Origin of the sequence: Nocardiopsis aegyptia (assembly GCF_013410755.1) — a bacterium.
Taxonomy (GTDB): Bacteria; Actinomycetota; Actinomycetes; order Streptosporangiales; family Streptosporangiaceae; genus Nocardiopsis; species Nocardiopsis aegyptia.
In genome coordinates this window covers 2,013,390-2,039,345 of record NZ_JACCFS010000001.1, presented here as the reverse complement: position 1 = coordinate 2,039,345, position 25,956 = coordinate 2,013,390, and the positions used below count along the sequence as shown (strand labels likewise).

The following is a 25,956-nucleotide window of genomic DNA, read 5'->3' as shown; positions in this document are numbered from 1 at the left end:
GTGGCGCAGGGCTCGAACGGCCGGGCCACCCTGGCCGACGTCGCGCGGCGGGCGGGGGTGTCCCACGCGACCGCCTCGCGGGCCCTCAACGGCAGCACTCGCAACGTGCGGCCCGACCTGCGGCAGCGGGTCCTGGCGGCCGCGGGCGAACTCGGCTACGTCGTCAACTCCGCCGCCCAGGCGGTCGCCCGCGGCCGGGGCGAGCACATCGCGCTGCTCGTCAACGGGATCAACGACGACTACTTCTCACCCGTGGCCTCCGGCGTCCTGCACGCCGCCGAGGCCGACGACCGCATGGTCACCATGATCTCCAGCCGTAACAGCCCCGAGCAGGCCACCCGGGTCGTGGCGTCCCTGCGGGCCCAGCGCCCGCGCGCGATCATCCTGGCGGGCGGGCGCTCGGTGACCGCCGGTGCGTGGGACGCGCGCCTGGTCGACGAACTGACGCTGTACCAGAACGAGGGCGGCCGGGTCGTGGCCATCAGCGAGGAGGGACTGCCCTTCGACACCGTCGCCGTGGGCAACCGCGCCGCCGGTGCCGACCTGGCCGCGCAGCTCGCCGACCTCGGCTACCGGGACTTCACCGTCCTGGCCGGCCCCGCGCAGGCGCGCACCGCCCACGACCGGGTGGCCGGATTCCGGGAGGCCCTGGCCGAACGCGGGATCGAGGTCGGCGAGGACCGCGTCATCCACTGCGGCTTCGACCGCGACGGCGGCTACGCCGCGGCCGGCGAGTGCCTGCGCCGACGCGCCCCCACCCGGCTGCTCTTCGCCATCAGCGACGCGGTCGCCGTCGGCGCCATCGCCCGGCTGCGCGAGGCGGGCATGGACCTGCCCGGCGAGATGGCCGTCGCCGGGATCGACGACGTGCCCGCCCTGCGGGACGTCTCCCCGGCCCTGACCACGGTCCGCCTGCCCTGGCCCGAGGCCGGGCGCGCGGCCCTGGACCTGGTGGCCGAGCCCGACGACACCGGCCCCAGGGTGGTCCGCCTGCGCGGTCACGTGGTCCTGAGGGAGAGCACACCCGCGCTCGGGCGCCTTTGAGGCGGGGCCTTCGCGCTTTCCGGTGTGGCCCGCTCGTTCCTCACGGACCCCACCTCCAAGCACTCCAGGACCCGTCGGCGCCCTCGCCTGTGTTTTCTTTGGGCCTCCGCTCGTTCCTCGCTTTGGCCCGTGGGCGCTTGACGCCGGGTCCTTCGTCGTCGCCCGCGCCTGCGCTCGTTCCTCGCTCCGGCTTGACTCCTCCTGCAGGCACCGGCGCGCCCCTCACCTGTGCCTTCTTAGGGCCTCCGCTCGTTCCTCGCTTTGGCCCGTGGGTTCGGGGCGCTTGACGCCGGGTCCTTCGTCGTCGCCTGCGCCTGCGCTCGTTCCTCGCTCCGGCTTGGCTCCTCCTGCAGGCACCGGCGCGCCCCTCACCTGTGCCTTCTTAGGGCCTCCGCTCGTTCCTCGCTTTGGCCCGTGGGTTCGGGGCGCTTGACGCCGGGTCCTTCGTCGTCGCCTGCGCCTGCGCTCGTTCCTCGCTCCGGCTTGGCTCCTCCTGCAGGCACCGGCGCGCCCCTCACCCCTGTGTTTTCTTCGGGCCTCCGCTCGTTCCTCGCTTTGGCCCGATCAACCCCCCTGTGGTCGAGGCAGGCTCGGCGGCCGGGGCTCGGCACAGGTCGCCAGGGATACGGTTCGAACATGATCAGCGAAGAGGGGGCTCGGCTCGGGAGCCAGGCCGCGCATCGCTTGGCCCTACTGGACGGCCGCGTGATCGAGACAGGCTTGACCGACACAGAGTTCACTCGAATCGAGCACGAGTACGGATTCGAGTTCGCCGACGACCACCGGGCCTTCCTCGCCGCTGGACTGCCGGTCCACGAACCACGGGAAGAGGAACCGGGCACCAGCTATGCGTGGGCAAGACCATGGCCGGACTGGCGCAACGGCGACCCCGACGAACTCCGCCGGCACCTCGACTGGCCGATCGACTTCCTGCTCCAGGACGTCCAGCACGGACACTGGCAACCCGCCTGGGGCGAGCGGCCGGATTCCGACGAAGCGGCCGTCGGCCTGGCACGAGCGCGGCTGGCCGGGATGCCGAAGATGATCCCCGTCTATGGGCACAGGTTCCTGCCCGCAGGCCACGGCACCTTCGGCCACCCAGTCCTGTCGATGCGGGGCAGCGACATCATCTACTACGGCGCCGACCTGCTCGACTACATCGGCCAGGAGTTCGAAGAACCCCGGCCCGAGCATCCCGGAGACCGGGCGCCCCAGGCCACCGTGCCGTTCTGGCGCGACTACCTGTGAGCGGCCGTGACCCGGGCATGACGAAGGGCAGGTGCCCCGACCGTGTCGGTGCCCTGCCCTTGTCGCGCTGTGCCCCCTGCAGGATTCGAACCTGCGCACCCGGCTCCGGAGGCCGATGCTCTATCCCCTGAGCTAAGGGGGCGCGCTGCGAGAACAACTGTAGCAGGGGCCTCGGGCGGTTCGTCCACTCGTTTGGGGCGTGCCGGGCGCGCTCCGCCGGATGCACCGGTTCCGGTGGTGCGGTGTCACATCGCGACGGTAGTGTCGCGCCCGTGAACGCCCTACCCACACGGGTTCTCGTCGTCGAGGACGACGAGGTGATCCGGGAACTGATCCGCCTCAACCTCGAACTGGAGGGGTTCGAGGTCTTCACCGCCGTCGACGGACAGGACTGCCTCGACCGCGTCGGGTACATCGACCCCCACGTCATCACGCTCGACGTGATGATGCCGCGCCTGGACGGCTGGACCACCGCCGAGCGCCTGCGCGCCGACCGGGCCACGCCGCGGCGCGTGCTCATCCTGGTCACGGCGCGTGCGCAGGAGGAGGACCACCGCCGCGGCGAGCACATCGGCGTCGACGCCTACCTCACCAAGCCCTTCGACCCCGACGTGCTCATCGACACCATCCGCGAACTCGTCGCCGCCGACGGGAGAGCGCGGTGACACCCTGGGACCTCGAAGCGCTCGCCCGCGAGGCGGCCTCCCGCGTGTTCGGACTCGACCCGGCCGAGGTCCCCTTCGTGTGGCCGCGGCACGACCACGCCGGCCAGGGGGCCGACGCGGCCACCGCACTCCCGCCGCGCCTGGTCTCGGCCGTGCGCGACCGCCTGTCCGGCCGTGGCGACCCCCGGCTGCTGGTGTCCGACCGGATCGCGGCCGAACTGGTCGCCATGCGCGACGACGGCCGGTGCGACTTCGCCCACCTGCTGGGCGACGGCCGGGGCTTCCTCAACATCACCCTCACGGAGGGCCAGCGCCACGCCCTGCTCTCCGCCGCCGCGGCCGACGCGCCCCGCTACCTCAGCGGGCGCTCCTGGGACGGCGAGGGCTCCTGGCCCTCCTCCGACTTGCACGAGGCCGGACCCGTGGCCCAGGCACGGCGGCTGGCCCGCGCCGACGCGCGCGGCCGCATCGGACTGGCCACGGGCGGGGCGGCGCCGCCCCCCGGGCCCGACGGCGCGTCCGGCTGGCGTGACCCCTACCTGGACGGCGACCGCGGCGACCTGGTCACGCCCGCCGCCCGTGCGCTGGGCACCGTTGGCGAGGCGAGCGCGCGGGTGGCGTTCTGCCGTTCCATCCCGGAGCACCCGCGCGAGTCCGAGACGACCGGCGGCGACCTGCCGGTCCTGCCCTCCGAGGGCCGTCCCGGCGCCTGGGTGCGCCTCACCGACGCCAATCCCGCCTTCCGGCTGCGCTACGCCCACGCCCACGCGGTCAGCCTCTCGCGCTGGGCCGAGGAGGGCGCACTGCCGCACTCCGCCTGCGCCGAGCACACGGCCGCGCCCCGCGGACTCCTCTTCGACGGCCCCAGCGCCCTGGACACCGCCGCGCGCCGAGAGGAACCCCATATCCTGGTCAGATACCTGGAAGCGCTGGCCAGTGCCTACGATGAGTGGCGGACCTGTCCGGCCGCCTCCACGTCACCGGAGCGGACCGTTCCGGAACCGGCGCTACCAGCCGCCGTCGCCGGAGTCCTTCGTACCGGGCTCTTCCTGCTCGGAGTGTCAGCGCCCACAAGGCTGTAGACACACCTGTGCCGGTTCCCGGCGCACCGCACCCAACCCCCGAGTTCCGATCGGGTTGGTGGACAATGGGTGCGGGTGCCCGCCGACGCCCACACCGCCGTATCCCAGTCGAAAGCCCGCCGTAAAGGGATCCCGGCCCTGAAGGGGCCGGGCTTTCAACCCCCGTGGTTGAGGGCCGCCTTTACCAGACCCAGCCAACACCTTGAAGGAGGTGACCGAGTTGGCTACGTTCCGCGCAGGACAGCAGACCCACCAGGCCGTGCTTCCTCAGCGGCCTGCTCTGGAATCCGCGCCAGCAGACACTCCCTGGATCTGGAACGAAACGGGGCGCGGACATCGCCGCGAGGCGGTACCCGGTGCGGAACATGGTCGAGGGGAGACCGGAGCCGCTTCACCTGGCGGCACCGGCGTCACCCCCGAGCCCTCCAGGGCCGGGGAGCAGGGCCGTGAGGCCCACACCATTGAACAAGTCCACCCCGCCGTGTTCGTCTTGGACAAGCGCGGCACCCCTTTGCAGCCCTGCCACCCGGCACGGGCACGTAATCTCCTCAGGAAAGAACGGGCCGTTGTCGCGCGCCATACCCCCTACACCATCCGGCTCAAGGACCGCACCGTAGCCGACTCCCAGGTCGAGGGCGTCGAGGTCGGCATCGACCCCGGCAGCAAGCACACCGGCATCACCGTGTTCACCGAACAGGCGGGCCAGCGCCGGGGCCGGTACGCGATCCAGCTCGACCACCGCGGCGCCCGGATCCGTAAGAAGATGGGACAGCGGTCCGGCTACCGGCGGCGCCGCCGATCGACGAACCTGCGCCACCGCCCGCCCCGCTTCGACAACCGGATCCGACCCCGGGGGTGGCTCCCCCCGTCCCTGCGTCACCGGGTGGACACCACCGTCTCGTGGGCGGACCAGCTCACCCGGCTCGCTCCCGTGCGGGCGGTGCACGTGGAGCGGGCGGCGTTCGACACCCACGCCCTCAGCGCGGGCCGGTCCCTGGAGGAGTCCGAGTACCAGCAGGGCACGCTGTGCGGGTTCGAGGTGCGCGAGTACCTACTGGCCAAGTTCGACCGCTCCTGCGTCTACTGCGGGGCCACCAACACGCCGCTGAACATCGATCACGTCCACCCGCGTTCCCGGGGCGGCTCGGACCGGATCTCCAACCTGGTCCTGGCCTGCGTGCCCTGCAACCAGGACAAGGACGACCAGCCGGTCGAGGAGTTCGTGAAGAACGCCCGCACCCTGGCCCGGGTCAAAGCCCAAGCCAAGTCACCACTGAAGGATGCCGCCGCAGTCCAGTCCACCCGGTGGGCACTGTGGCGGGCCCTGGACATCCGTCTGCCCGCCCACGTCGGCTCGGGCGGGCGCACCAAGTGGAACCGCACCCGTAACCACCTGCCCAAGTCCCATACCCTGGACGCGCTCTGTGTCGGCAAGGCCGAGACGGTCACCGAGGTGGTGCACACGGTCCTGGTCGTGGGCTGTGCGGGGCGCGGGTCCTATGCCCGTACCCGACCCGACAGGCACGGGTTCCCGCGCCTGCGGCTGCCGCGTACCAAAGGGTTCTTCGGGTTCGCCACCGGCGACCTGGTCCGCGCCGTCGTCCCGAAGGGGAAGAAGGCCGGGACCCACACCGGCCGGGTCGCGGTGCGCGCCTCGGGCAGCTTCAACATCACCACCGGCCACGGCACCGTCCAGGGCATCGGCCACAGGTACCTCCGCCTGCTCCAGCGCGCCGACGGCTACGCCTACACCACCAGGAAGGAGAGCGGCGTTTCCTCCCGGTCCTGAAGGACCGGGTTTCCACGCCCAACGAACAGATGAGCCGCTACGCCCACCCGGCAGGATCCCGCCACGCGGAGGTCCTGCCCGAGGACAACCCGCCGCTGCCGCCCGAGGACCTCAACGAACTCGACCCCCGGGTGTGGCCCGCCACGTCCCGCCGCGACGACGGAGAGCTCACCGTCGGCGGCGTCGGCGTCGCCACCCTCGCCCGGACCTACGGGACGCCCCTCTTCGTCATGGACGAGGAGGACTTCCGCGGCCGTGCCCGCGACTTCCGCACGGCCTTCACCGACGCCGACGTCTACTACGCCGGCAAGGCGCTACTGACCAAGGCCGTGGCCCGCTGGGTGATGGAGGAGGGCCTCAAGCTCGACGTGTGCTCGGGCGGTGAACTGGCCGTCGCCCTGGCCGCCGGGGTCCCGGGCGACCGGATCGGCATGCACGGCAACAACAAGTCCACCCGGGAGCTGCGCCGGGCCGTCGAGGTGGGCGTGGGCCGCATCATCATCGACTCCCTCGACGAGATCGAGCGCCTGGAGGGCGTCGCGGCCGAACTCGACCGCCGCCCCAAGGTGCTCATCCGGGTCACCACCGGTGTGGAGGCGCACACGCACGAGTTCGTCGCCACCGCGCACGACGACCAGAAGTTCGGCTTCGCGATGAGCACCGGCGCCGCCGCCGAGGCCGTCCGCCGCGTCCTGGCCGCGCCGCACCTGGACCTCGTGGGCCTGCACTCGCACATCGGCTCCCAGATCTTCGACACCTCCGGCTTCGAGGTGGCCGCCCGCCGGGTCACCCGCTTCCTCGCCGGCGTCCACGAGGAGCAGGGCGTCACCCTGGCCGAGCTCGACCTCGGCGGCGGCCTCGGCATCGCCTACACCTCCGGTGACGACCCGCTGGACGCCAAGACGATCGCCCAGAGCCTCACCGCGATCGTGCGCCGCGAGTGCGAGGAGGCGGGCCTGCCCCAGCCCCGCGTGGCCGTCGAGCCCGGCCGCGCCATCGCCGGACCCGCGGGCATCACGGTCTACGAGGTCGGCACCGTCAAGGACGTCGAGGGCATCCGCACCTACGTCAGCGTCGACGGCGGCATGAGCGACAACATCCGCACCGCCCTGTACGGGTCGGAGTACACCGGCCGCCTCGTCTCACGCGAGAGCGACGCCGGACCGATGCTCTCGCGCCTGGTCGGCAAGCACTGCGAGAGCGGCGACATCATCGTGCACGACCTCCACCTGCCCGCCGACCTCAGGCCCGGGGACCTCGTGGCCGTCGCCGCGACCGGCGCCTACTGCTACTCCATGGCGAGCAACTACAACCACCTGCCCCGGCCCGCCATGGTCGCGGTCCGCGGCGGCGAGGCACGCGTGATCGTGCGCAGGGAGACCGAGGAGGACCTGCTCCGCCTCGACGTAGGCTGAACCGTCCGCCGCCCGCGGCACCGCCGCGCGACCGTCGGACACGAGAGAACTGGGAGTCACGCCCAAATGGCGATGAAGGTGGCGCTGCTCGGATGCGGCGTTGTGGGTTCGGAAGTCGTGCGCCTGGTCAACGAGCAGGCCGAGGAACTGGCCGCGCGCGTGGGCACGCCGATCGAGATCGGCGGGATCGCGGTCCGGCGCATGGACCGCGACCGCGGTGTCGATCCGGCGCTGCTGACCACCGACGCCACGGGTCTGGTGACGCGCCCCGACATCGACGTGGTGGTCGAGGTGATCGGCGGCATCGAGCCGGCCCGGTCGCTGATGCTCGCCGCGATGAAGGCGGGCAAGTCCGTGGTGACCGCCAACAAGGCGCTGCTCGCCGAGGACGGCCAGACACTGCACGCCGCCGCGCGCGACGCCGGGGTCGACCTGTACTACGAGGCCGCGGTCGCCGGGGCGATCCCGCTCCTGCGCCCCCTGCGCGACTCCCTGGCGGGGGACCGGGTCCACCGGGTGCTGGGCATCGTCAACGGCACCACGAACTACGTCCTGGACCGCATGGACTCCCTCGGCGCGGGCTTCACGGAGTCGCTGGAGGAGGCCCAGGCGCTGGGCTACGCCGAGGCCGACCCCACCGCGGACGTCGAGGGCTTCGACGCCGCGGCCAAGGCCGCGATCCTGGCGCGGCTGGCCTTCCACACCCAGCGGGTCACCGCCGCCGACGTGCACCGCGAGGGCATCACCGGTGTCTCGGCCGCCGACATCGCCAGCGCCCGCGACATGGGCTGCGTCGTCAAACTCCTGGCCATCTGCCAGCGCTCGGAGGACGGGGCGTCCGTGGGCGTGCGCGTCCACCCGGTGATGCTGCCGGTCGAGCACCCCCTGGCCGGGGTCAAGGAGGCCTACAACGCGGTGTTCGTGGAGGCCGAGTCGGCCGGCCGGCTGATGTTCTACGGCGCGGGCGCCGGGGGCACGCCGACCGCCAGCGCGGTCCTGGGCGACCTGGTCGCCGTGGTGCGCAACCGGATCGCCGACACCTCGGTGGCCGAGGGCGCCCACGACACCGGCCTGCCGGTCCACGACATGGGCCACACCATCACCAGCTACCACGTCTCCCTGGACGTGGCGGACCGTCCCGGTGTGCTGTCCAAGGTCGCGGAGATCTTCGCCGACCACGGCGTGTCCATCAAGAACGTGCGCCAGGAGGGCAGCGGGGACGACGCCCAGCTGGTCCTGGTCAGCCACCCGGCACCGGACTCCGCGCTCAGCAGCACGGTGGAGCGCCTGCGCGGCCACGACATGGTCCGCGAGGTCGCCAGCGTGATGCGCGTGGAGACCTTCGCCGACTGAGCCCTCGACCCCTCTTCTCGCATTCTGAGACGCGGGGGCCGAGATTCGAGATACCCGCCACGGGGTCATAGACTCGTGGCAGGTCGGGGCGCCGCCGACGAGGCGGACGCCTCCGACCCCAGCGCGTCAAGCGAAGCCGCTTCCACCCGAAAAGGACACTGTCGTGAGCATGGCACGGGCCTGGCGAGGGGTCGTCGAGGAGTACCGCGACCGCCTTCCCGTCAACGAGAACACCCCCGTCGTCACCCTTCAGGAGGGCGGCACGCCCCTGCTGCCGGCCACGCGCGTCTCCGCCCTCACGGGCTGCGAGGTGTTCCTGAAGGTGGAGGGGCTCAACCCCACCGGGTCCTTCAAGGACCGCGGGATGACGATGGCCATCACCAAGGCCGCCGAAGAGGGCGCCAAGGCCGTCATCTGCGCCTCCACCGGCAACACCAGCGCGAGCGCCGCCGCCTACGCCATCCGCGCGGGTATGACGTGCGCGGTGCTGGTGCCCCGCGGCAAGATCGCCATGGGCAAGCTCGCCCAGGCCCTCGTCCACGGCGCCCGCCTGCTCCAGGTCGACGGCAACTTCGACGACTGCCTGGAACTGGCCCGCAAGCTCAGCGTCGACTACCCCGTCGCCCTGGTGAACTCGGTCAACCCCTACCGCCTCCAGGGGCAGAAGACCGCGGCCTTCGAGATCGTCGACGCCCTCGGTGACGCCCCCGACGTCCACTGCATCCCCGTGGGCAACGCCGGCAACATCACCGCCTACTGGATGGGCTACGGCGAGTACGCCGACGACGGCATCGCCACGCGCCGCCCCCGGATGCTCGGCTTCCAGGCCAGCGGCTCCGCGCCGATCGTCGACGGGGCGCCCGTCACCAGCCCGAGCACCATCGCCACGGCGATCCGCATCGGCAACCCGGCCTCGTGGAAGCTCGCGGAACAGGCCCGCGACGAGTCCGGCGGCCTCATCGACAAGGTCACCGACCGCCAGATCATGGCCGCCTACAAGCTCCTCGCCGCCGAGGAGGGCGTCTTCGTCGAACTGGCCTCCGCGGCCAGCGTCGCCGGACTCCTCCAGGCCGTCGAGGCCGGCCAGGTCGAACGCGGCAGCCGCGTCGTGTGCACCGTCACCGGCAACGGCCTCAAGGACCCCGACTGGGCACTGGCCGGAGCCTCCTCCGCCACCACCGTCCCCGTCGACGCCCTGGCCGCGGCCAAGGCCCTCGACCTCGTCTGAGAAGGGCGACCGTGAACCCATCACGCCCCACCAGGGTGGTCGTCCGCGCGCCGGCCACCAGCGCCAACCTCGGTCCGGGCTTCGACGCCCTGGGCCTGGCACTGCGGCTGGACAACGTCTTCGACGTCCGCCTGCGCGAGGACGGCGACCTGCGCGTCGAGGTCGCGGGGGAGGGCGCCGGAGAGGTCCCGCTCGACCAACGCCACCTCGTGGTGCGCGCGATGCGCGAGACCTTCGAACGGGCGGGGGAGAAGCTGCCGGGCCTCGACCTGGCCTGCGTCAACAACGTGCCGCACGCCCGGGGCCTGGGCTCGTCCTCCTCGGCGATCGTGGGCGGCGTCGCCGCCGCCGGCGCCCTGCTGGGGCGGACGGGACCCGACGGCGGGCCGGACCGCGACTGGATCTACCAGATCGCGGCGGACCTGGAGGGCCACCCCGACAACGTCGCCCCGTGCGTGTTCGGCGGCTACACGGTGGCCTACCGCGACGGCGACCGGTGGGGCGCGGCCGCGCTCACCCCCGACCCGCGCGTCCTGCCGGTGCTGTGCGTGCCCGAGTGGCGGCTGTCCACCGAGCGTGCCCGCGGCCTGCTCCCGGAGAGCGTCCCGCACGGGGACGCGGCCTTCACCGCGGGGCGCGCCGCGCTGCTCACCGCGGCCGTTTGTGGCCACGTGGCAGACCTGTACGCGGCCACCGAGGATCGGCTACACGAGTCCTACCGGGCCCCGGCCATGCCCAGGACCCTGGATCTGGTCCGTGACCTGCGCGAACTCGACCGGCTGCCCGCGGTGGTGTCCGGGGCGGGTCCCACGGTGCTGGTGCTGTGCACGGTGCGCGAGGGAATCGCGAGCGAGGAATCACCGGAAATCGTCCGGCAGATTGATTCGATCAGTCGCAGGACGGGTAATGATTGGGACATACGCCCCCTGCTCGTCGAGCCGGCGGGGGTGCGGACCCCATCTCCCCATTCGTAGCACCTGTGTCGAGGAATAGCCGTGGCCTCTGGTGATGTTAGGCTAGGTGAAGCACCAGATGCCCCGTTGCGGGGCAAGTGCTCATCCGCCACAGCGGCTTCCGCATCCCATACTCCGGTGGTCCGTTCTCACGACCTCCCGGAAGCGGTGGCCACTGTGTCGAGTCAGCGGTTTCCCCGCGACTGTGCCAACGTCTCCCCAGTGCGCTTCTCCCCGGATGAGCGTGCCACCAGGGTTGACGGGCAACACCACCGAGCCACCCGCCCCGACGTCTGGCTGTACCCAGAGCCCGCCGCGATTGGGTAGGGGACCGTCTACCGCCGGTTTCCGACATCCACGTGGGGCACGCCCTACCCGGCTGCCTGCCGGTTCGCACCATCGGGCCGGCCGCTCCAGCAGAAGCTGACGGCCGAAGCCCGCTCCTTGGGAAGGACCCTTAGTGAGCGACACCACCGAACTCCACACGGACGCGGCGGTCGACAGCAAAGCCACCACCGACGCTTCCGCGGCGGAGGCTGGCGATGCCGCGCCAACTGGTGCGTCGGCGCCGTCGCGGTCCCGCGCCGCGTCGCGCGGTACCGGGCTCGCGGCGCTGAAGCTCCCCGAGCTGCAAAAGCTCGCGTCGAGCCTGGGCATCACCGGTACGGGGCGCATGCGCAAGAGCGACGTGATCGCGGCGATCGAGGCCAAGGGGGGAGGCCCCGCCGGGGCTCCGGCCAAGGCCAAATCCCCAAAGAAAGCCGACGCGGCGCCCAAGACCGGTAAGGTCGAGGAAACCGACGGCCAGACCGAGGCTCGTACCCCCGACACGTCGGGCACGGACGAAGCGCCGCGCACGCGCGCGGACGAGCGTCCGTCGGACCAGGCCGTGACCGACTCCCAGGGTGCGCGGGGCGACAAGCCGTCCCGCAACCGTCGATCGTCCCGCAGGCGCGGCGACGAGTCCGGCGAGAAGGCCCGATCGGTGGACGGCACCGACTCCTCTACCACCGCGAGCAGCGTGACCAAGACATCCAGCACCCCCCAGAAGAACGGCCCCGACACCTCCGAGGACCGTGACACCAGGTCCGGGCAGGGTCGAGAGCGCCAGCGCAACCGTCGCAACCGCAACCGGGGTGGTGACGACCAGCAAAGCTCCTCCGGCGGCCAGCAGGGCGGCGGCCAGAACCAGGGCCGCGGCGGAGGCGGCCCCAGCGACGATGACGACTTCGGCGGCGGGCGCCGTCGCGGACGCCGTCGCGACCGTCGTGACCGGCGCGGACGCGGAGGCAGCGGCCAGGAGCCGGAGCCGGTGATCGGTGAGGACGACGTCCTGCTGCCGGTCGCGGGCATCCTCGACATCCTGGACAACTACGCCTTCGTGCGCACCACCGGCTACCTGCCCGGGCAGAGCGACGTCTACGTCTCGCTCGCCCAGGTGCGCAAGCACGGCCTGCGCAAGGGCGACCACATCATCGGTGCGGTCCGCCAGCCCAAGGACGGCGAGCGCCGGGAGAAGTTCAACGCCCTGGTGCGGCTGGACTCGGTCAACGGCATGTCGCCGGACCAGGCCAAGGGCCGCCAGGAGTTCTCCAAGCTCGTTCCGCTGTACCCGCAGGAGCGGCTGCGCCTGGAGACCGAGCCGGGCATTCTCACCACCCGCATCATCGACCTCGTCGCGCCCATCGGTAAGGGCCAGCGCGGTCTCATCGTCTCGCCGCCCAAGGCCGGCAAGACGATGGTGATGCAGTCGATCGCCAACGCGATCACGGAGAACAACCCCGAGTGCTACCTGATGGTGATCCTGGTCGACGAACGGCCCGAGGAAGTCACCGACATGCAGCGCACGGTCAAGGGCGAGGTCATCCACTCGACCTTCGACCGTCCGGCCGAGGACCACACGGTCGTCGCCGACCTGGCCATCGAGCGGGCCAAGCGCCTCGTGGAGATGGGCATGGACGTCGTCGTCCTGCTGGACTCGATCACCCGCCTGGGCCGCGCCTACAACCTGGCCGCCCCGGCCAGCGGGCGCATCATGTCCGGTGGTGTGGACTCCACGGCGCTGTACCCGCCCAAGCGCTTCTTCGGCGCGGCCCGCAACATCGAGGGCGGCGGCTCGCTGACCATCCTGGCGACGGCGCTGGTGGAGACCGGCTCGCGCGCCGACGAGGTGATCTTCGAGGAGTTCAAGGGCACCGGCAACATGGAGCTCAAGCTCAACCGGAGCCTGGCCGACAAGCGGATCTTCCCGGCCGTGGACGTGGACGCCTCCAGCACCCGTAAGGAGGAGATCCTGATGTCGCGCGAGGAGCTGGCCGTCGTCTGGAAGCTCCGCCGGGTGCTGCACGCCCTGGACACCCAACAGGCCATCGAGCTGCTCCTGGACAAGATGCGCGAGTCCAAGAGCAACGCCGAGTTCCTGATGCAGATCCAGCAGACGACCGTCGGGCCCGAGCGCGACCGCTAGGGAGTGTTTTTTGAAGGCTTTCGGGTGAGTGAGCGGTCGTCAGGCCATCTCTCGCAAGACGATGTGCGAAGTTCAGCCCGGTTGTGCTTCACGAGCGCAGAGGCGCAGCGAGAGGCAGCCTGGCGGCCGCGAGCCCGGAATGCTTCACAAAACACGACCTAGCCCGCCGTAGTCCGTCGACGGCCCCCTCCCCGCACCGGGGAGGGGGCCGCCGTGCGTGCTCCCGTCCGTCCGGGACGGGCGTCCACGGACGGCGGTGGGAATAGGGACTGGTCCCGGCATGGTTGTCGGTCTGGCAAACTGGTACAGGGACTCGGCCTGCCTCCTGTGAGGGACGGCCCGCCGGCCCACCACCTGGAACAGCGCGGCACCGGTTCGCGCATGTCCGCACACGAACGCGCCACCCCACCGGTGGTGGTGCGCGCGGCATGCGTCCGGCGGTCGCCCGAGCAAGGAGAAGCACATGAAGGCCGACATCCACCCCGAGTACGTCGCGACCGAGGTGACCTGCACCTGCGGGGCCCACTTCATCACCCGCAGCACGATCACCGAGGGCAAGCTGCGCGCCGACGTGTGCTCCGAGTGCCACCCCTTCTACACCGGCAAGCAGAAGATCATGGACACCGGTGGCCGCGTCGCCCGCTTCGAGAAGCGCTTCGGCAAGCGCAAGTAGCGCCGCCCTACGCCCCCGTGGCGCCGACGGCGTCGGCGCCACGGGGACCGGATCGGCCCCGCACGGGGCGAGACACAGGGCAGGCAAGCGAACTAGGCGGCAGATGTGGCAGAACTGAAGCTGGACGACCTCCTGGGGGAGTACTACGAGCTGGAACAACAGCTCGCCGACCCCGAGGTGCACGCTGACCAGGGCAAGGCACGGACACTGGGTAAGCGCTACTCCCAGCTCACGCCCATCATCGAGTCCTACCGCGCGCTCCGGGAGGTCGAGAGCGACATCGAGGCCGCGCGCGAGCTCGCCGCCGAGGACTCGTCGTTCGCCGACGAGGCCGACCGCCTGACCACCGAGGCCGAGCAGCTCACCGAGCGCCTGCGCGTCCTGCTCGTCCCCCGCGACCCCTCCGACGACAAGAACCTCATCATGGAGGTCAAGGCCGGAGAGGGCGGCGAGGAGTCCGCGCTGTTCGCGGGCGACCTCGTGCGCATGTACCTGCGCTTCGCCGAGCGCCAGGGGTGGAAGACCGAGGTCATCGACGCCACCCACTCCGACCTCGGCGGGTACAAGGACATCACCATCGCCTTCAAGAACCGGGGCACCCCCGAGCCCGGTTCCGGCGTGTGGCCCCAGCTCAAGTTCGAGGGCGGCGTGCACCGTGTGCAGCGCGTCCCCGTCACCGAGTCCCAGGGCCGCATCCACACCTCCGCGGCGGGCGTCCTGGTGGTCCCCGAGGCCGAGGACGTCGAGGTCGACATCCAGGCCAAGGACCTGAGGATCGACGTCTACCGCTCCTCCGGGCCCGGCGGACAGTCCGTCAACACCACCGACTCCGCGGTCCGCATCACGCACCTGCCGACCGGCATCGTCGCCTCGTGCCAGAACGAGAAGAGCCAGCTCCAGAACAAGGAGCAGGCCATGCGCATCCTGCGCGCCCGCATCTACGCCGAGGCCCAGGCCAGCGCGGACGCCGAGGCGGCCGCGGAGCGTAAGAGCCAGGTCCGCACCGTGGACCGGTCCGAGCGGGTGCGCACCTACAATTTCCCGGAGAACCGCATCTCCGACCACCGGGTCGGCTACAAGGCCTACAACCTCGACCAGGTCCTCGACGGGGACCTCAGCGGGGTCGTCAAGGCCCTGGTGGACGCGGACACCAAGGAGAGGCTCGAAGCCGCCCAGTCGTAACGTGCTTCCCGCCCCGAAGCGGGACCTGCCACCACACAGAAGGAGGCAGGGACGTCCTTCCTGGCCAGGCCAGGGGAACGTTCCTCAAGCAGATCGATGAACTTCCTGCTCGACGAGGTCGCCCGCGCCACACTGAGGCTCGCGGAGGCCGGAGTGGCATCGCCCCGGACGGACGCCGAGGAGCTCGCGGCGTTCGTGCACGGTGTCCGTCGAGGGGAGCTGCACGCGGTCGGCGACGGCGACTTCGACGCCCGCTACTGGGAGTGCGTGGCCCGCAGGGAGGCACGCGAACCCCTCCAGCACATCACCGGTCGCGCCTACTTCCGGTACCTGGAACTCCAGGTCGGACCCGGGGTGTTCGTGCCGCGGCCGGAGACCGAGATCATGGTCGACTGGGCGATCGAGACTCTGCGCGCCATGGACGTGGCCGACCCGCTGGTCGTCGACCTCGGCGCCGGCTCGGGAGCCATCGCCATCTCCATCGCCCAGGAGGTGCCGCGCTCACGCGTGCACACCGTCGAGATCGACCCGGCGGCGCTGGCGTGGGCCCGCCGCAACATCGAGTCCAGCGGCCATGCCGACCGGGTCACCGCCCACGAGGGCGACCTGCGCACCGCGCTGCCGGAGTTCAACGGCCGCGTGGACCTGCTGATCAGCAATCCGCCCTACGTCCCCACCCGCGAGGCCGGGGCGATCCCGCCGGAGGTCCGCGACTACGACCCGGCGCCCGCGCTCTGGTCGGGCGAGGACGGGCTCGACATGATCCGCGACCTGGAGGCCGTCGGCCGCAGGCTGCTGCGCCCCGGCGGCGCGATGGCGGTCGAACACCATGACGGGCAGGGCATCGACATCCCCCGGCTGTTCCCCGAGGACCAGGGCTGGCGCGACGTCCTCAACCGCAAGGACATGGCCCGTCGCGACCGCTTCGTGGTCATGCGCCGCGCCGACGGGGACGGCTGACGTGCCACGGGCCGGGGACACGTTTCCTCCCGGACCTGAACCGGGTTTCCACACAAGGAGTTCTAGGTGAGCCGCATCTACGACTGCGCGGACGAGACGGCCCGCAAGGACGGCATCGTCGACGCCGCGTCCGCGGTACGCAAGGGTGAGCTCGTGGTCCTGCCCACGGACACCGTGTACGGCATCGGTACCGACGCCTTCAGCCCCAAGGCGGTGGCGGACCTGCTGGCCGCCAAGGGACGCGGCCGGGAGATGCCGCCGCCGGTGCTGGTCGGGTCCATGCGCGCGGCCACCGCGCTCATCGACGACCTGGGCACGCACGGCCGGGACCTGATGGAGGAGTTCTGGCCCGGGCCGCTGACCCTCGTGTGCACCGCGACCCCGAGCCTGTCCTGGGACCTGGGCGACACCAAGGGCACCGTGGCCGTGCGCATGCCGATGGACCCGGTCGCCCTGGAGCTGCTCAAGGAGGTCGGGCCGATGGCCGTGAGCAGCGCGAACAAGTCCGGGCAGCCGGCCGCGGCCACCATGGAGGAGGCCCTGGAGCAGCTCGGTGACGAGGTCGCGGTCTACCTGGACGGCGGTGAGAGCGAGGCCCCCGTGGCCTCCACGATCGTCGACCTCACCTACGCCGTTCCGCGCGTGCTGCGCGCCGGCGCGATCTCCATCGAGCAGTTGCGCGGTGTGTGCGGTACGGTCATCGGCGAGCTGCGCAAGGGCCGGACCAAGCCCAAGCCCGCGGAGTCCGAGCAGGCCGGGGCCGGCACGGCCGAGGAGTCGGCCGACGGAACCGGGGCCGGGACCGCGGAGACCGAGGAGCCCACGGCCTCGGCGTCCGTGGCCACGAAGCCCGAGGCCGAGGAGCCGAAGGCCACGAAGCCCGATCCGGAGGTGCCCGGGACCGCGGAGTCCGGGGCCGCCGGGGCCGCGGCGGACACCGACGGCCGCCAGGGCGAGGACGCGGCAGGGCAGGCCCCGAACGGCGAACGTTCCGACAACTAGAGGGGCCCAGCGGTGCGGGAGTACGCGCTCACCTTCGTCATCGCGGCCGCGGTGACCTATCTGCTCGTGCCGATCGTTCGGCGCTTCGCGATCGCCTTCGGCGCCACCCCGCCGGTCCGCGACCGCGACGTGCACTCCGAACCGATCCCGCGGCTGGGCGGGCTGGCCATCTACGGCGGCTTCGCGGCGGCGCTGCTGATCTCCGCGCAACTGCCGCACCTGCAGAACGTCTTCGTCGCCGACACCTGGCTCGGCCTGCTGCTGGCGGGCGGGCTCATCACCGTGATCGGCGTCGTCGACGACCGCTGGGGCATGGACGCCCTGAGCAAGCTCGCCGGGCAGGTCGCCGCCGCCGGCATCCTGGTGGCCCAGGGCGTGCAGCTGCTGTGGCTGCCGCTCCCGGGCACCCAGCTGTCCCTCGGCCCCTGGCTGGGCGCGATGATCTCGGTGCTGCTCATCGTGGTGACCATCAACGCGGTCAACTTCGCCGACGGCCTGGACGGGCTGGCCGCGGGCATCGTCGGGATCTCCTCCACGGCGTTCTTCGCCTACTACTACGTGGTCGCGGTGGAGCAGGGCTTCGTCCGCCAGTCCTACCCGGCGATGATCGCGATCATCCTGGCGGGCACCTGCGCCGGATTCCTCTTCCACAACTTCCACCCGGCGCGCGTGTTCATGGGCGACACCGGGTCGATGCTGCTGGGGCTGCTGCTGACCTCCATCACCATCACCGTGACCGGGCAGTTCGACGCCAACACGGCGCGGGAGGGCTTCAGCTCCGGTCTCGTGGTGTTCCTGCCCGTCGCCCTGCCGCTGCTGGTCATCGCGCTGCCGCTGGCCGACCTGGTGCTCGCGGTCCTGCGCCGGCTCCTGGCCGGGAAGTCCCCGTTCGCGCCCGACCGCGGCCACCTGCACCACCGGCTGCTCGACATGGGGCACAGCCACGTGCGGGCCGTGCTGCTGATGTACCTGTGGGCGGGGATCGTCGCCTTCGCCGCGGTGTCGCTGTCGGTCTTCGACTCCCCGGCGATCGTCCTGACGGTGACGGCGCTGGTGGGGGTGTGCGCGGTGGGGCTCATCGCCCTGCCCCGGCTGCGGCGTCGGGGCCTGCTCCCATGGGACCGACGGGACACGGTCCGGGCGACGGCAGATCACGATTCGTCATCTGATGACTGAACGAGCGGTGACGGGCCGTACCGAAGCGGACACGCCTGACCTGCGAGATCACGTCCGGGGCGAATGTGGCCAAGGCGACAATCGAGGCGGAAGGCGCCAGGAGCGGCGCCTTCGGGGGGCGTTAAGGTCTCGTTAAGGAACCCTGGGATATGGCACCAAAAACCTTGTGATAGCTTTCACGAGCAGGTACCCACTGAACCCCACGGAGCTCTCGCATGCAGGAACACGACGCCCGGATCCTCCGCGGCGCCGCGCTTCCGACGGCCGTCGTCGGCGTGGTCGCCATGATCGTCGGCTTCGCGGTCTCTGGCCCCCAGGGGCTGTTCGGCGCGCTCTTCGGGGTCGGGTTGGTCATCGGTGCCTTCGCCGCATCGGCCTTCGTCATCTCGTGGACCGGCGGTCGCCGGCCGGAGCTGCTGCTCCCGGTGGCCTTCCTGGTCTACACGACGAAGCTCGGGATCCTGCTCGCCGTTCTTCTGCTGTTCAGGGACACCGCTTCCCTGGACAAGGACATCTTCGGTTGGACGGCGTTCGCCTGCGTCCTCATCTGGCTCGCGGCCCAGGCGGTCGCGATCAAGCGGAGCAAGCAGCCGACCATCGTCCCCGAAGGCGAAGAGGACGAGGCGGTCACCGAGGACAGTGAGGCACACCGGTGAGCCCGCGTTGGCGGGGCGGTGTGCACGGCCTTCTGACCTACTGCTATCTTCCGGAGCGAGATGAACGAGCACCGAAGCGCGAAGGACGCCGCTTCCGACACGGAGCCGTCGAGCGCCAACGGAATCACTCTCGTCTCGTATCTGCTGGGAGGCCTCGCCTTCTGGGGCGGCGTGGGCTGGGTCGCGGATCACTTCCTGGGATTCTCCGCCCTGTTCCTGCCCATCGGTCTGGGCGTCGGCCTGGTCGGGGCGATCTACCTCATCTACGCCCAGCACGTCCGGTCCTGACCGTACATCCAGCTGCGTTCGCCCGCGTCGAGCGCGGAACCGCACTGAACACAACATCGAGGATTGAGTTGCGTCACGACGAAAGGGATCGCCGTGGGTGCTGACGTGAGCGTCGTCGCGGCGTCCGAATCAAGCTGCAAGATTTTCGGCGACGGTTGTGGTTTCGAGGCTCCGACTGTCAGCCTCTTCTTCCCCACTCCGTGGCTCGACTTCGGCCTGCCCGGTACCTCCGGCCTCAACAAGTACTACCTGGTCGCGGTCGTCGCACTGCTGGTCGCCGCCGCGTTCTGGTACTTCACCACGCGCAAGGCCAAGGTCGTCCCCGGCCGAGGTCAGAGCGTGGCCGAACTCCTGGTCACCTTCCTGCGGGACCAGGTCACCCGGACCGCCATCGGCAAGGAGGGGGACAAGTACCTCCCGCTGATGGTGACCCTGTTCATCTTCATCTTCTCGATGAACATCATGGGTCTCATCCCCGGCCTCCAGCTGCCGGTGACCTCCAACCTGGCCTTCCCCGCGGTCCTGGCCCTGTTGATCTTCCTGCTCTGGAACATCGTGGGCATCCGCCGCCACGGTGCGGGCGGGCACTTCAAGGCCCGGCTGGTGCCCGGTGGTGTCCCCACGTGGATCCTGCCCCTGGTCATTCCGATCGAGGCGCTGTCGAACTTCATCATTCGGCCCGCCACGCACATGATCCGTCTGTTCGCGACCATGTTCGCCGGGCACCTGCTGCTCGCGCTGTTCGCCGCGGCCGGCTTCTACATGTTCAACCCTCTCTCCGAGATGGGCGCAGGCTACGGCGCGCTCTCGGTCGGCTACTCCGCCATGGCGCTGCTCGGCTTCCTGGTCTTCACCGCCTTCGAGCTGTTCATCATGGCGGTCCAGGCCTACGTCTTCGTTCTCCTGTCCTCCATCTACCTGGGTGAGGCCCTGGAGGGCGCGCACTAGGGACCGGCGGCGACGCCGACTCCCCGAGTGCACTCCCATACCCCGTTCCGATCCGTCACGTTAGCCCGACGTCGCCCATGATCGTCGGCGTGTAGTAAAGGGAATATCAAATGGAAATCACCGGCAGCCTGAACACCATCGGTTACGGTCTCGCCGCCATCGGCCCCGGCATCGGCGTCGGTCTGGTCTTCGGTCTCGGCGTGCAGGCCATCGCCCGCCAGCCCGAGGCTCGCGGCATCCTGCAGGGCCAGATGATCTTCGGCTTCGCCGTCATCGAGGCCCTTGCCATTCTGGGCTTCGTTCTCGCCTTCGCGCGCTAAGTCCACTCCGGCAATAGAACGCGAAGGGGATGCCAACCATGTATTTGGCAGCTGAACACGAGAACGTCCTGCGTATTCACTGGGACGAGTTCACCTTCGGTCTCATCGCCTTCCTGGTCATCCTCGGTGTCGTCTACAAGATGTGGCCGAGGCTGACCAAGGCGCTTGACGAGCGTGCCGACCAGATCGAGGGTGGCATCGCCCGCGCTCAGAAGGCGGAGGCCGAGGCGGACGAGATCCGTCAGCAGTACCGGGAGAAGCTCGAAGAGGCGCACCGCGAGTACGCCCAGGAGCTGGAGAAGGCCAAGGAGCAGCGCGCGGCGATCATCGCCGAGGCTCGCGACGAGGCCCAGGTCGAGGCGCGTCGGATCATCGAGGCCGCCCAAGCCCAGATCGAGGCCGACCGTCAGCAGGCCGTCGTCCAGCTCCGCAGCGAGATCGGTGCCCTGTCCACCGAGCTCGCGACGCGCATCGTCGGTGAGACGCTGAGCGACGACGCAGCCCGTTCGCGCGTGGTGGACCGGTTCCTGGAGGAACTGGAGCAGAGCGAGAGCGCGCAGCAAGCCGAGGTGCGCTGATGCGTGGTATCAGCCGTTCCTCCCTGGCCGAGGTGACCCGGCGCCTGGACGAGAACGTCCTGGCGTCGGCGGACGCCGGCCAGTACGCGGTCTCCCTCGGCGGCGAGCTCTTCGAGGTCGTCGCCCTGCTGAGCGGCGAGCACTCCCTCCGCCGCTGGCTGGCCGACCAGTCCAACCCCGTCGAGCAGAAGACCGCTCTGGCCGGGGAACTGCTGGAGCAGAAGGTGTCGCCGTCCACGGTCATCGTGGTCAACGACATCGTCCAGCAGGACTGGTCGACCCCGCGTGACATGGTCGACGCGGTCGAGCGGATGGCGGTCTACGCGACCGTCGCCTCGCTCGGCGGCACGCGCCTGGACGAGCTCGAGGACGAGCTGTTCCGCTTCCAGCGGATCCTCGCCGCCGAGCCCGCGCTGCGTGCGGCCCTCACCCGGGACGGCGTGTCCGCGGGGCAGCTCAACACCCTGGTGGAGAACCTCCTCTCGGGCAAGGTGAACTCCGCGACGCTGACCCTGGTCAGCGAGGCGGTCACCCGTCCGCGGGGTCGTACCCTGGAACAGGCGCTCGAGCACTTCGGCCGCCTGGTGTCCGAGCGGGCCCAGCGGTACGTCGCGGTGGTCCGCAGCGCACAGGTGCTGACCGAGGCGCAGCAGACACGTCTGAAGGACGTCCTGACCCGCAAGTACGGTCGTGAGATCCACCTGAACATCGACGTCGTCCCCGAGCTCCTGGGCGGTCTCTCCATCCAGGTGGGTGACGAGGTCATCGACGACACCATCGCCGGGCGCATCGCTGAGGTCCAGCGCCGTCTGGCTGGCTGACACACGCGAACAACGCAAAGCAAGCACGCACGGCGCCGGCCCGGCGCCATTTGAGAGCAAGGACAACGTAGAGATGGCGGAGCTGACGATCCGGCCGGACGAGATCCGGGACGCGCTACAGCGCTTCGTCCAGTCGTACGAGCCTGATGCCACCCGCGCGGAAGAGGTCGGAACCGTCACCTACTCCGGTGACGGCATCGCCCGCGTCGGTGGCCTTCCCTCGGCGATGGCGAACGAGCTGCTGAAGTTCGAGGACGGCACACTGGGCCTGGCCCAGAACCTTGAGGTCGGCGAGATCGGTGTCGTGGTGCTGGGTGACTTCACCAGCATCGAGGAGGGCCAGAAGGTGCGCCGCACCGGACAGCTCCTCTCGGTGCCGGTGGGTGACAACTTCCTCGGCCGCGTGGTGGACCCCCTGGGTGCCCCCATCGACGGCAAGGGTGAGATCGAGACGACCGAGCGCCGCGAGCTGGAGCTCCAGGCCGCGACGGTGATGGAGCGGCAGCCGGTCCACGAGCCGCTGCAGACCGGCATCAAGGCGATCGACACCATGACCCCGATCGGCCGCGGCCAGCGCCAGCTGCTGATCGGTGACCGGCAGACCGGTAAGACCGCGGTCGGTATCGACGCGATCATCAACCAGAAGGCCAACTGGGAGTCGGGCGACCCCGACAAGCAGGTGCGCTGCATCTACGTCGCGATCGGCCAGAAGGGCTCCACCATCGCCGGCGTGCGCGGTGCGCTCGAAGAGGCCGGCGCGATGGAGTACACCACCATCGTCGCCTCGCCCGCTTCGGACCCCGCGGGCTTCAAGTACCTGTCCCCGTACACCGGTTCGGCCCTGGGCCAGCACTGGATGTACGAGGGCAAGCACGTCCTCATCGTCTTCGACGACCTGACCAAGCAGGCCGAGGCCTACCGCGCGGTCTCCCTGCTGCTGCGCCGCCCGCCGGGGCGCGAGGCCTACCCGGGTGACGTGTTCTACCTGCACTCCCGGCTCCTGGAGCGCTGTGCCAAGCTCTCCGACGAGCTGGGCAAGGGCTCGATGACGGCGCTGCCGATCATCGAGACGAAGGCGGGCGACGTCTCCGCCTACATCCCCACCAACGTCATCTCCATCACCGACGGCCAGGTCTTCCTGGACTCGGACCTGTTCAACCAGGGCCAGCGTCCGGCGATCGACGTCGGTGTGTCGGTCTCCCGTGTCGGTGGCGCGGCCCAGACCAAGGCCACCAAGGGTGTCTCCGGCACGCTGCGCCTGGGTCTGGCCCAGTACCGCGAGCTGGAGGCGTTCTCCGCCTTCGGTTCCGACCTGGACGCGGTCTCCAAGCAGCAGCTGGAGCGCGGCGCCCGGATGATGGAGCTGCTCAAGCAGGGCCAGTACTCGCCCTTCTCCATGGAGAAGACGGTCGTGTCGATCTGGGCCGGCAACACGGGCAAGATCGACGAGGTCCCGGTGGAGGACGTGCGCCGCTTCGAGGAGGACTTCCTGTCCTACCTGGAGCGCGAGCACAAGGGCATTCTCGACAACATCCGCGAGAGCGGGAAGTTCGAGAAGGAGACCCAGCAGGCCCTCGAGAGCGCCATCGAGAAGTTCAAGCAGAGCTTCCAGACCTCCGCCGGCAGCCTTCTGGGCACCGAGGCCGAGGCCGAGGCGCTCGACAAGGACGAGGTCGGCCAGGAGACCATCAAGGTCGCCAAGGGCGGGAAGTAACCCATGGGTGCACAGCTTCGCGTCTATCGCCGGAGGATCCGCTCGACGAAGTCGATGGCGAAGATCACCCGCGCGATGGAGCTCATCGCCACGACGCGCATCACCAAGGCGCAGCGTGCGGCTGAGGCTGCCGGACCCTACGCGCGGGAGATCACGCGGGCGGTCTCCGCTCTGGCCGGCAGGGTGACCGATCACCCGCTGCTGACCGAGTCGGAGAACCCGACCCGCGCGGCCGTCCTGGTCATCACCAGCGACAAGGGTCTGGCCGGGGCCTTCTCGACCAACGCCCTCAAGGAGGCGGACTCCCTCAGCCAGCTCCTCCGGGAGGAGGGCAAGGAGGTCGTCACCTACATGGTGGGCCGCAAGGGAGTGGGCTTCTACAAGTTCCGCGACCGTCCGGTCGAGGCGGCCTGGGAGGGCTTCACCGAGCGTCCGACCTACGCGCACGCGCAGGAGATCGGTGCCGCCCTCATGGAGAAGTTCGCCATGGACAGCGCCGACGGCGGAGTCGACGAGATCCACGTGGTCTCGACGGAGTTCGTCTCGATGCTGACCCAGCGGGCGCAGGCCGTTCGTGCCCTGCCGCTGGAGGTCTACCCGGTGCCGCTGGAGGAGCTCAAGGCCATGCACGGGGGCGAGGCCCTGCCGCTGTACGAGTTCGAGCCCTCCGCGGAGGAGGCCCTGGAACAGCTGCTGCCGCAGTACGTCACCAACAGGATCTACTTCGCCCTCCTCGAGTCCTCCGCCTCCCAGCAGGCGTCCCGTCGCGCGGCCATGAAGGCCGCGACCGACAACGCCGAGGAACTCGCCAAGAACCTGACCCGCCTCGCCAACCAGGCGCGTCAGGCCGAGATCACCAACGAGATCAGTGAGATTGTCGGCGGTGCCGACGCGCTCTCTGCAGCCAGCGCGGGAAGTGAGTAACAAAAGTGACTGCGACTGTTGAAGGGACGGCCGGGGCTGGCACCGCCACCGGCCGGATCGCCCGAGTCACGGGCCCGGTCGTCGACGTGGAGTTCCCCGTCGGCTCCCTGCCTGCCATGTACAACGCCCTGCACACCGACGTGAGCATCGGCGGCAAGACCAAGACCGTCACCCTCGAGGTCGCCCAGCACCTCGGTGACAACCTGGTCCGCGCCATCTCCCTGGCGCCCCAGGACGGCATGGTCCGCGGCGCCGAGGTGCGCGACACCGGCGCGCCGATCAGCGTGCCCGTCGGCGACGTCGTCAAGGGCCACGTGTTCAACACCCTGGGCGAGTCCATGGACGTGCCCTCCTCGGAGCTGGGTGCGACCGAGTACTGGCCGATCCACCGCAAGGCCCCGTCCTTCGACGAGCTCGAGTCCAAGACCGAGATGCTCGTCACGGGCATCAAGGTGATCGACCTCCTCACGCCGTACGTGCGTGGCGGCAAGATCGGTCTGTTCGGTGGTGCCGGTGTCGGCAAGACGGTGCTCATCCAGGAGATGATCACCCGTATCGCCCGCAACTTCGGTGGTGTGTCCGTGTTCGCCGGTGTCGGTGAGCGCACCCGTGAGGGTACGGACCTCTTCCTGGAGATGGACGAGATGGGCGTCCTCCCGGACACCGCGCTCGTCTTCGGCCAGATGGACGAGCCCCCGGGCACCCGTCTGCGGGTGGCGCTGTCGGCTCTGACGATGGCGGAGTACTTCCGCGACGTCCAGAAGCAGGACGTGCTGCTGTTCATCGACAACATCTTCCGTTTCACCCAGGCCGGTATGGAGGTCTCCACGCTGCTGGGCCGTATGCCCTCGGCCGTGGGCTACCAGCCCAACCTGGCGGACGAGATGGGTCAGCTGCAGGAGCGGATCACCTCGACGCGCGGCCACTCGATCACCTCGATGCAGGCGATCTACGTCCCCGCGGACGACTACACCGACCCCGCTCCGGCGACCACCTTCGCCCACCTGGACGCGACGACCGAGCTCTCCCGCCCGATCTCGCAGAAGGGCATCTACCCGGCGGTGGACCCGCTGGCCTCCACCTCCCGCATCCTGGACCCGCAGTACGTGGGCGAGGAGCACTACCAGGTGGCCCAGCGGGTGAAGGAGATCCTGCAGCGCAACAAGGACCTGCAGGACCAGATCGCCATCCTCGGTATGGACGAGCTGTCCGAAGAGGACAAGATCGTCGTCAACCGGGCGCGGCGCCTGGAGCGCTTCCTGTCGCAGAACATGTTCGTGGCGGAGAAGTTCACCGGCACCCCGGGCGTGTTCGTGCCGCTGGAGGAGACCATCTCCTCCTTCAAGGCGGTCTGCGACGGTGAGTACGACCACCTGCCCGAGCAGGCCTTCCTCGACGTCGGCAACATCGACATGGTCGTCGAGAAGGCGAAGAAGCTGCAGGGCGAATAGGTTCAGGTCGGGCCGGCCC

24 protein-coding genes and 1 tRNA gene are annotated in these 25,956 nt (G+C 70.2%); 24 read left to right on the top strand and 1 reads right to left on the bottom strand.

What is annotated here, in order from left to right:
• Together HNR10_RS09150 and HNR10_RS09145 are read left to right on the top strand one after the other, a co-directional pair.
• Entirely contained in the window at positions 1–1,044 is a 1,044-nt protein-coding gene (locus HNR10_RS09150) for a LacI family DNA-binding transcriptional regulator (protein WP_179822402.1), read from the top strand.
• Between the two features lie 720 nt (positions 1,045–1,764).
• Positions 1,765–2,292: a hypothetical protein gene (locus HNR10_RS09145; protein WP_246406132.1), complete on the top strand. Its 528-nt coding sequence runs from the start codon at positions 1,765–1,767 to the stop codon at positions 2,290–2,292.
• Between the two features lie 70 nt (positions 2,293–2,362).
• Here HNR10_RS09145 and HNR10_RS09140 read toward each other — a convergent pair.
• Positions 2,363–2,434, bottom strand: a tRNA-Arg gene (locus tag HNR10_RS09140).
• Positions 2,435–2,564: 130 nt separating this feature from the next.
• On the opposite strand from HNR10_RS09140, the gene HNR10_RS09135 reads away from it, so the two are divergent.
• The 22 genes from HNR10_RS09135 to atpD all read left to right on the top strand — a co-directional run bounded on the left by HNR10_RS09135 (position 2,565) and on the right by atpD (position 25,937).
• Positions 2,565–2,957 carry a response regulator gene (locus HNR10_RS09135; RefSeq protein ID WP_179822399.1) on the top strand — a complete coding sequence of 131 codons (393 nt, stop codon included), beginning with the start codon at positions 2,565–2,567 and terminating at the stop codon, positions 2,955–2,957.
• Positions 2,954–4,039 carry a DALR anticodon-binding domain-containing protein gene (locus tag HNR10_RS09130; RefSeq protein WP_179822397.1) on the top strand — a complete coding sequence of 362 codons (1,086 nt, stop codon included), beginning with the start codon at positions 2,954–2,956 and terminating at the stop codon, positions 4,037–4,039. Before HNR10_RS09135 ends, HNR10_RS09130 begins: the two co-directional genes overlap by 4 nt.
• A 481-nt stretch (positions 4,040–4,520) precedes the next feature.
• Positions 4,521–5,828 carry an RNA-guided endonuclease IscB gene (gene iscB / locus HNR10_RS09125; protein WP_179822395.1) on the top strand — a complete coding sequence of 436 codons (1,308 nt, stop codon included), beginning with the start codon at positions 4,521–4,523 and terminating at the stop codon, positions 5,826–5,828.
• A 29-nt stretch (positions 5,829–5,857) separates the two neighbouring features.
• A complete protein-coding gene (gene lysA, locus HNR10_RS09120) occupies positions 5,858–7,243 on the top strand; it encodes a diaminopimelate decarboxylase (RefSeq protein WP_179822393.1) in 1,386 nt (461 codons plus the stop codon).
• A 66-nt stretch (positions 7,244–7,309) separates the two neighbouring features.
• Positions 7,310–8,596 carry a homoserine dehydrogenase gene (locus HNR10_RS09115; RefSeq protein ID WP_179822392.1) on the top strand — a complete coding sequence of 429 codons (1,287 nt, stop codon included), beginning with the start codon at positions 7,310–7,312 and terminating at the stop codon, positions 8,594–8,596.
• Positions 8,597–8,765: 169 nt separating this feature from the next.
• Complete coding sequence (gene thrC / locus HNR10_RS09110) at positions 8,766–9,824, top strand: threonine synthase (protein WP_179829624.1); 1,059 nt, start codon at positions 8,766–8,768, stop codon at positions 9,822–9,824.
• A 35-nt stretch (positions 9,825–9,859) separates the two neighbouring features.
• Complete coding sequence (gene thrB, locus HNR10_RS09105) at positions 9,860–10,798, top strand: homoserine kinase (RefSeq protein WP_179829623.1); 939 nt, start codon at positions 9,860–9,862, stop codon at positions 10,796–10,798.
• A gap of 439 nt (positions 10,799–11,237) precedes the next feature.
• Positions 11,238–13,244 (top strand): transcription termination factor Rho, encoded by a 2,007-nt coding sequence (gene rho / locus HNR10_RS09100; protein WP_179822390.1) that lies wholly within the window; start codon positions 11,238–11,240, stop codon positions 13,242–13,244.
• 463 nt (positions 13,245–13,707) lie between these two features.
• On the top strand, positions 13,708–13,917 hold the full coding sequence (rpmE, locus tag HNR10_RS09095) for a 50S ribosomal protein L31 (RefSeq protein ID WP_053618285.1): 210 nt from the start codon (positions 13,708–13,710) through the stop codon (positions 13,915–13,917).
• Positions 13,918–14,031: 114 nt separating this feature from the next.
• Positions 14,032–15,099, top strand: a complete 1,068-nt coding sequence (gene prfA / locus HNR10_RS09090) for a peptide chain release factor 1 (protein ID WP_179829622.1) — start codon at positions 14,032–14,034, stop codon at positions 15,097–15,099.
• Positions 15,100–15,195: 96 nt separating this feature from the next.
• Positions 15,196–16,059 (top strand): peptide chain release factor N(5)-glutamine methyltransferase, encoded by an 864-nt coding sequence (prmC, locus tag HNR10_RS09085; protein WP_179822388.1) that lies wholly within the window; start codon positions 15,196–15,198, stop codon positions 16,057–16,059.
• Positions 16,060–16,125: 66 nt separating this feature from the next.
• Positions 16,126–17,061 carry an L-threonylcarbamoyladenylate synthase gene (locus HNR10_RS09080; RefSeq protein WP_179822387.1) on the top strand — a complete coding sequence of 312 codons (936 nt, stop codon included), beginning with the start codon at positions 16,126–16,128 and terminating at the stop codon, positions 17,059–17,061.
• A 12-nt stretch (positions 17,062–17,073) separates the two neighbouring features.
• A complete protein-coding gene (locus HNR10_RS09075; RefSeq protein ID WP_179822385.1) occupies positions 17,074–18,237 on the top strand; it encodes a glycosyltransferase family 4 protein in 1,164 nt (387 codons plus the stop codon).
• Between the two features lie 215 nt (positions 18,238–18,452).
• The gene (locus HNR10_RS09070; protein WP_179822383.1) at positions 18,453–18,893 is read left to right on the top strand and encodes a hypothetical protein; all 441 of its coding nucleotides are present in this window, start codon (positions 18,453–18,455) and stop codon (positions 18,891–18,893) included.
• A gap of 60 nt (positions 18,894–18,953) precedes the next feature.
• Positions 18,954–19,181, top strand: a complete 228-nt coding sequence (locus tag HNR10_RS09065) for an AtpZ/AtpI family protein (protein ID WP_179822381.1) — start codon at positions 18,954–18,956, stop codon at positions 19,179–19,181.
• Between the two features lie 93 nt (positions 19,182–19,274).
• On the top strand, positions 19,275–20,129 hold the full coding sequence (gene atpB / locus HNR10_RS09060) for a F0F1 ATP synthase subunit A (protein WP_179822380.1): 855 nt from the start codon (positions 19,275–19,277) through the stop codon (positions 20,127–20,129).
• Positions 20,130–20,239: 110 nt separating this feature from the next.
• The gene (atpE, locus tag HNR10_RS09055) at positions 20,240–20,449 is read left to right on the top strand and encodes an ATP synthase F0 subunit C (protein ID WP_121187442.1); all 210 of its coding nucleotides are present in this window, start codon (positions 20,240–20,242) and stop codon (positions 20,447–20,449) included.
• A gap of 38 nt (positions 20,450–20,487) precedes the next feature.
• Positions 20,488–21,027: a F0F1 ATP synthase subunit B gene (locus HNR10_RS09050; protein WP_246406130.1), complete on the top strand. Its 540-nt coding sequence runs from the start codon at positions 20,488–20,490 to the stop codon at positions 21,025–21,027.
• On the top strand, positions 21,027–21,848 hold the full coding sequence (locus HNR10_RS09045) for a F0F1 ATP synthase subunit delta (RefSeq protein ID WP_179822376.1): 822 nt from the start codon (positions 21,027–21,029) through the stop codon (positions 21,846–21,848). Before HNR10_RS09050 ends, HNR10_RS09045 begins: the two co-directional genes overlap by 1 nt.
• Before the next feature lie 73 nt (positions 21,849–21,921).
• Positions 21,922–23,562 carry a F0F1 ATP synthase subunit alpha gene (atpA, locus tag HNR10_RS09040; protein ID WP_179822374.1) on the top strand — a complete coding sequence of 547 codons (1,641 nt, stop codon included), beginning with the start codon at positions 21,922–21,924 and terminating at the stop codon, positions 23,560–23,562.
• A gap of 3 nt (positions 23,563–23,565) precedes the next feature.
• Complete coding sequence (locus tag HNR10_RS09035; protein ID WP_179822373.1) at positions 23,566–24,486, top strand: F0F1 ATP synthase subunit gamma; 921 nt, start codon at positions 23,566–23,568, stop codon at positions 24,484–24,486.
• 5 nt (positions 24,487–24,491) lie between these two features.
• Entirely contained in the window at positions 24,492–25,937 is a 1,446-nt protein-coding gene (gene atpD / locus HNR10_RS09030) for a F0F1 ATP synthase subunit beta (RefSeq protein ID WP_053618294.1), read from the top strand.
• The last annotated feature ends 19 nt before the right edge of the window (positions 25,938–25,956 follow it).

Coding starts and splice junctions, on each gene's coding strand:
- lysA (WP_179822393.1), top strand. CDS start 5,858: ATGAGCCGCTACGCCCACCCGGCAGGATCCCGCCACGCGGAGGTCCTG.
- HNR10_RS09115 (WP_179822392.1), top strand. CDS start 7,310: ATGGCGATGAAGGTGGCGCTGCTCGGATGCGGCGTTGTGGGTTCGGAA.
- thrC (WP_179829624.1), top strand. CDS start 8,766: ATGGCACGGGCCTGGCGAGGGGTCGTCGAGGAGTACCGCGACCGCCTT.
- rpmE (WP_053618285.1), top strand. CDS start 13,708: ATGAAGGCCGACATCCACCCCGAGTACGTCGCGACCGAGGTGACCTGC.
- prmC (WP_179822388.1), top strand. CDS start 15,196: ATGAACTTCCTGCTCGACGAGGTCGCCCGCGCCACACTGAGGCTCGCG.
- HNR10_RS09070 (WP_179822383.1), top strand. CDS start 18,453: ATGCAGGAACACGACGCCCGGATCCTCCGCGGCGCCGCGCTTCCGACG.
- HNR10_RS09065 (WP_179822381.1), top strand. CDS start 18,954: ATGAACGAGCACCGAAGCGCGAAGGACGCCGCTTCCGACACGGAGCCG.
- atpE (WP_121187442.1), top strand. CDS start 20,240: ATGGAAATCACCGGCAGCCTGAACACCATCGGTTACGGTCTCGCCGCC.
- HNR10_RS09050 (WP_246406130.1), top strand. CDS start 20,488: ATGTATTTGGCAGCTGAACACGAGAACGTCCTGCGTATTCACTGGGAC.
- HNR10_RS09045 (WP_179822376.1), top strand. CDS start 21,027: ATGCGTGGTATCAGCCGTTCCTCCCTGGCCGAGGTGACCCGGCGCCTG.
- atpA (WP_179822374.1), top strand. CDS start 21,922: ATGGCGGAGCTGACGATCCGGCCGGACGAGATCCGGGACGCGCTACAG.
- HNR10_RS09035 (WP_179822373.1), top strand. CDS start 23,566: ATGGGTGCACAGCTTCGCGTCTATCGCCGGAGGATCCGCTCGACGAAG.